Annotated in this window: 5 protein-coding genes; 3 read left to right on the top strand and 2 right to left on the bottom strand. The window is 29.5% G+C overall.

Annotation, left to right across the window (positions count from 1 at the left end):
- Both E6A48_RS01820 and E6A48_RS01815 read right to left on the bottom strand, forming a co-directional pair.
- Positions 1-549: AAA family ATPase (locus E6A48_RS01820; RefSeq protein WP_219708286.1), on the bottom strand; the 549-nt coding region annotated here is incomplete at its 3' end.
- A gap of 31 nt (positions 550-580) precedes the next feature.
- Positions 581-2698 carry an alpha-amylase/4-alpha-glucanotransferase domain-containing protein gene (locus E6A48_RS01815; RefSeq protein WP_219708285.1) on the bottom strand — a complete coding sequence of 706 codons (2118 nt, stop codon included), beginning with the start codon at positions 2696-2698 and terminating at the stop codon, positions 581-583.
- 264 nt (positions 2699-2962) lie between these two features.
- On the opposite strand from E6A48_RS01815, the gene E6A48_RS01810 reads away from it, so the two are divergent.
- From E6A48_RS01810 to nifS, 3 genes are read left to right on the top strand one after another with little or no spacing between them, the layout of a single operon-like run.
- Positions 2963-3142: a (2Fe-2S)-binding protein gene (locus E6A48_RS01810; RefSeq protein WP_219708284.1), complete on the top strand. Its 180-nt coding sequence runs from the start codon at positions 2963-2965 to the stop codon at positions 3140-3142.
- A 26-nt stretch (positions 3143-3168) separates the two neighbouring features.
- On the top strand, positions 3169-4002 hold the full coding sequence (gene nifU / locus E6A48_RS01805; RefSeq protein ID WP_014932918.1) for a Fe-S cluster assembly protein NifU: 834 nt from the start codon (positions 3169-3171) through the stop codon (positions 4000-4002).
- A 3-nt stretch (positions 4003-4005) separates the two neighbouring features.
- The gene (gene nifS / locus E6A48_RS01800; RefSeq protein WP_219708283.1) at positions 4006-5172 is read left to right on the top strand and encodes a cysteine desulfurase NifS; all 1167 of its coding nucleotides are present in this window, start codon (positions 4006-4008) and stop codon (positions 5170-5172) included.
- The last annotated feature ends 250 nt before the right edge of the window (positions 5173-5422 follow it).

Raw genomic sequence — 5422 nt, 5'->3', positions numbered from 1 at the left:
TTCTATAACTTCATTTTGCACAAACACATCTTTTTTTATATTTATAACTATAAAAGGTATTTTAAAACCCCTCTGATGAAAAAGTTCTACTTGTTCAAAACTAGAATGAATTATATTTGTATCATATTCTACTAAAGGTATAATTTGTATTTCATTGTCTTTTTCTATATCTGTAATTAAATCTAAAAAGTTATAATTTTCTTTTATTGGGTCATAAAGACATAGAGATTCTAATACCATATAATCATAAGTTTTTTTACATTCATCTATCAAATCTGTGATATCTCTCTCATCTATTTTTGTGTTTATACTATGAAGTGGAGAGAGGTTTCCGTTTGTGGCATAAGAGACAAAAATATCTGAAGCATTTAATGTTGTAGTATTTCTTATATATTCGCAGTCAAATAGTTTATTATCTTTTACTTCCATAACGAAAGGTTTATAATAACAAACACTTTTGCCTAATAATTTTATTGATTCTACTATATTAGAAGCTAAATAGGTTTTACCGCTATGTTTCTTATTTGATATGATATAGAATATTTTCATTTACAGTTACCTTCTTTTTAGTTTTTTTACATTATTTTAATTCTTCTATACGAGCTTTAATATTATATTCTATTTTTTCATTTGGTTTTAAAGTTATTTCTTTACACAACACTATAGTTGAGTTTTGATAATTCATCTCAAGTTTGTCAACAGCATCAGATATAGTATAATTAGGCATATATAAGAAGTTTGTCTCTTCATTAGCTTCTAAGAATAATTTTATTTTTATATATCCTTCATCAGCCATACCAAATATTTTTCCTCTGTATTCTCCTGTGATTGACAAGTTATCAGATATTCTGCTATTTTCCCCAATATAATATCTGTCTTTCTCACTTCCAGCAAGCAAAGTAATATTGTTCTCTAAAGCATAAACAAAACTTATTTCTTCATTAGATTTATTTAATATTGTTATATTTATATTAAAACTGCCGTCTTTCTCTACAATATATTTTTTGGTTAAGAGAATTTCTTTACCATTAACTAAACCATTTTTTTCAAAAGTTATGTTAGCATTATTTTTATTTATATTATTTTCAATTAAATTATAATAAGAATTATAGAAATTAGCTTCTTCATCATACTTTAATAATTGAAACTCTTCAGCATTAGGCATTGTTTTTAGGAAATGGTCAATAGCAAATACTTTTTCGTTTTTATCGAATACCAAATATTTAGCAATGTCTTCATCAATCTTTTTAGCTATCTCGTGTATTGATACATGCTCATTTTCATTTGATTGTTTGCTTGCATTTCTAATAGCAGCAATATGATAAGCCTCTTCTCTTCTTTTTAAGCAGTCTATTAGGTTTATAGGGTTAGTAGTTTTTAAATCCCATTCTATAATAGAGCCGCTTAAACTATGAAACACTAAACTTGATTTTTCTGAACTTACTACAACCTCATCTCTGCCGTCAATATCAAAATCCAAACCATAGTTCATAAAATAGCCGCTTCCATATTTCTTTTTTTCTACAATAGAAGTTGATTTTATAAGATTAGCATATGTAGCATGTCTTAAATTATTTAAATAAAGCCCTCCAAATGTTCCATGCCAATAAGGGCAGTTGCATTGCCCTTGTAATAAATAATCTAAAGCTTCCTCTTTTTCTTTAGACTTATCCAATTCGCTAACCATATTTGAAGCAAAAAGCATTCTTTTATTCATTCTATTGCTTTCAGAATATTTAAAGAAATAGTTTCTCCAAAAACCTCCACGCATGAATCTTGTTATTATTTCATTTTCTTCTTGTTTTTTTAATTCTTCCTGTTTTGAATGAAACTCATCTTGCACCCTAGCAGGAAGCACCCAAGTAAGCATCTCTTCATAAGAGCCTGTAGGTATATATATTTTTGAAGTAGGGGCATATTTTTCTATATAATCGCTATATGTAATAGTTTTTATAATGTCTTTTTCTTTTGTGAGTGCCTCAAAAAACTTTTCAAGCCATTTATCTTCATAAACCCATTTTTTAGTACCAGGCCAATCTCCGTATTTTTCACCGTCATCATGCAATACTACTACTCTGTCGCCTTCTTCTGTTGCTATAGATTTTAAATATTCAATTGATTTTTCTACTTCTCTAAATGGTATTAAATAGCGAAGTTCTTGAGATATAGGAAATATATTAAGCTTATAAGATTCATCATCGGTTAAAAAATATCCAAACATGTTTTTTGTATCAATTCCTGTTGTGAGAAACTGAGAATCATCTAACATAATATATTTTATTCCGTTTCTTGCTAAATGTTTTACAAGCGTAGGCTCCCATACTCTTTCAGCTATCCAAGCACCTTTTGGAGTGGTTTTGAATTTTTTTTCTATATATTCATTTAATTTTGTTATTTGCAAATCTTTATCTCTGTCTGGTATAGAAGGCATTATAGGCTCATAAAAAGCACCGCTTTGAAGCTCTATTCTGTTTTCTTGAACAAGTTTAGCTAAAGCGTCCAAATGTTCAGGGTGATTTTTCTCTAACCATTGAAGCAAACAGCCTGTATAATGAAAGTTAAATTTTATATCTTTATATTTTTCTAATGTATCTAAAAAAGGCTTATAAGCATTTTGATAAGTATTTTCGCATACAAAGTCAAAGTTGCCTACAGGCTGATGATTATGATTTCCAAGTATTAAATTAATAGTTTTCATAGTAATTATCCATAAAAATAATATATAATTAACATAATTCTATACCATATAAGCTTTTTTGTAAAGTTTAATTTGTACTATATTATTAGTTTAGTGAAGTAAATATAATAAATTAAGATTTAGTTATTGTACTTGATATTTATTTTTAAACTGTTATAATATTCTAACAATGAAGGGTTATAGAATATTAATATTTTTCAAATAATATTATAGTCTGTTTTATAACATTAAACTAAAAAAATAAAATAAATAGGAGATAAAAATATGTCTGACGATAAAACAATATGTTTCTGTATGGGTGTGAAGGAGAGTCAAATTATAGATGCCATAAAGAAAAATAAATTAAAAACAGTAGAAGAGGTATCAAAAATTACCAAAGCTGGAACAGGCTGCGGCGGCTGTATACCTACTATACAAAAGATACTTGATGACATCAATAAATAAAATTGTTGTTATAGGAGGTAAAATATATGTGGGAGTATACTGATAAGGTAAAAGACCATTTTATAAATCCAAGGAATGTTGGAGAGATAGAAAATCCTGATGCTGAAGCTATGACTGGAAGTATCGTTTGCGGAGATGCTTTAAAATTAACTCTAAAAATTAATAAAGATACTGAAGTAATAGAAGATGCTAAGTTTCAAACATTCGGCTGTGCTTCTGCTATAGCAAGCAGCAGTATTTTAACCGAGATGATAAAAGGTAAAACTTTAGATGAGGCTAAAAAGATTACAAATAGAGATATAGCAATGGAGCTTGGAGGACTTCCAGAGGAGAAGATGCATTGTTCTGTAATGGGAATGGAAACATTAGAAAAGGCTATTAATAATTACAGAGGAATCAAAGTAGAAGAAGATGAGCATGATGAGGGAGCTATAATTTGTAAATGTTTTGGTATAACAGATACTAAAATAAAAAGAGCCATAAGAGAAAATAATTTAACAACAGTAGATGAGATAACATTCTATACTAAAGCAGGCGGCGGATGCGGAGCTTGTAAGGTAAAATTAGAAGATATACTAAATGAAGAGCTTGCTGAGAGAGAAAGAGCTCAAAAGAATGCACCTCTCACTACAGTTCAAAAGATTAAGAAAATAGAAGAGGCTATAGAGACAGTAATTAACCCTATGCTTAAAATGGATGGCGGAAGCTGTAAACTAGTGGATATAGAAGGCAACATAGTAAAAATATCTTTTAAGGGAGCTTGTTCTTCTTGTATGGCTTCTAAGAACACTTTAAAAGGTTTTGTTGAGCCTAAGATTAAAGAGCTGGTTGATAAAGATTTAGAAGTAGTAGGAGTGTGAATTATGTCTGAAAACAAAATTATATATATGGATAATAATGCTACTACGAGAGTTTATCAAGAAGTTTTAGATGCAATGCTTCCATATTTCAAAGACCAATATTATAACCCTTCCAGTATGTATAGTCCAGCAGGTGCTGTGCATAAAGAAATGGAAAAGGCAAGAGGTGAGGTTGCTGACTTTTTAGGTTGCGACCCTATAGAGGTTTGTTTTGTTTCTTGCGGAAGTGAGGGAGATAATATGGCTATTAGGGGTACAATAGAAGCTTACCCTACAAAAAATCATATTATCACTACTAGAGTAGAACACCCTGCTGTTATAGAAACTTGCAAATCATTAGAGCGTTTGGGTTATAGAATCACTCTTTTAGATGTAGATAGTGACGGAAACATCAACATAGATGATTTAAAAAAAGCTATTAATGATAATACTGCTATAGTATCTATAATGTATGCCAACAATGAAACAGGTGTAATTTTCCCTGTAAAAGAGATTGGCGAGATAGTAAAAAATGCTGGTGCAGTATTTCATGTAGATGCTGTACAGGCTGCTGGTAAATTGCCTTTAAGCATGAAAGATGAGCCTTATATAGATATGCTAACAATAGCAGGACACAAAATACATGCTCCAAAAGGTATTGGTGCTTTATATATTAAAAAAGGCACTAAATTAAGAACAGTACAAACAGGCGGACACCAAGAAAGAGGACGCCGTGCTGGTACTGAGAATGTTCCTTATATAATAGGGCTTGGTAAGGCTGCTTCTATTGTAAAGGCAGAGCTTCCTAAATTCATTGAACATACTTCTAAATTGAGAGACAAACTTGAAGAAGAAGTTTTAAAAAGAATTAAAGAAGTAAAAATTAATGGAAGAGGAGCTAAAAGGGTAAGCAACACTGCAAATATTAGTTTTAAAAATATAGAAGGTGAGGCTATACTTTTGTTGCTTGACGGTTATGGTATATGTACTTCAAGCGGAAGTGCATGTTCTTCTGGTACTTTAGAGCCTTCTCCTGTTTTACAGGCTATGGGAGTTCCTTTTGAATATGCTCATAGTTCAACAAGATTCTCTTTATCATTAGATAACACTATGGAAGAAATAATGTATACAGCAGATGCTATAGAAAAGATAGTAGCAAGGCTTAGAGATATTTCCCCATATAGAGATTAAAAAATATAGAATATATATATAATTAAAAAGGGGCTTAATAAAAAGCCCTTTTTTATTATATATTATGAAACATGTTGAAATAAATTACAAACTAATATAAATGCAATTTATATATTTTATAGATGTATTATCAACTTTTCTTGCGGTAAAAAGTGAAAATATTTTAGTTTTATATCTAGAAAATATATAAAATAATACCATGCATTTTTTGATATACTTAATAAAAATGCAGTTCTTTTGGTTCTTTTAT

The organism is Brachyspira pilosicoli, assembly GCF_019402445.1.
In the GTDB taxonomy this organism is placed as follows: Bacteria; Spirochaetota; Brachyspiria; order Brachyspirales; family Brachyspiraceae; genus Brachyspira; species Brachyspira pilosicoli_B.
This window is presented reverse-complemented; position numbering and strand designations above follow the sequence as displayed.

What these genes read in the sequence shown, in the direction of transcription:
- E6A48_RS01815 (WP_219708285.1), bottom strand. Translation starts at nt 2,698, where the DNA reads ATGAAAACTATTAATTTAATACTTGGAAATCATAATCATCAGCCTGTA.
- E6A48_RS01810 (WP_219708284.1), top strand. Translation starts at nt 2,963, where the DNA reads ATGTCTGACGATAAAACAATATGTTTCTGTATGGGTGTGAAGGAGAGT.
- nifU (WP_014932918.1), top strand. Translation starts at nt 3,169, where the DNA reads ATGTGGGAGTATACTGATAAGGTAAAAGACCATTTTATAAATCCAAGG.
- nifS (WP_219708283.1), top strand. Translation starts at nt 4,006, where the DNA reads ATGTCTGAAAACAAAATTATATATATGGATAATAATGCTACTACGAGA.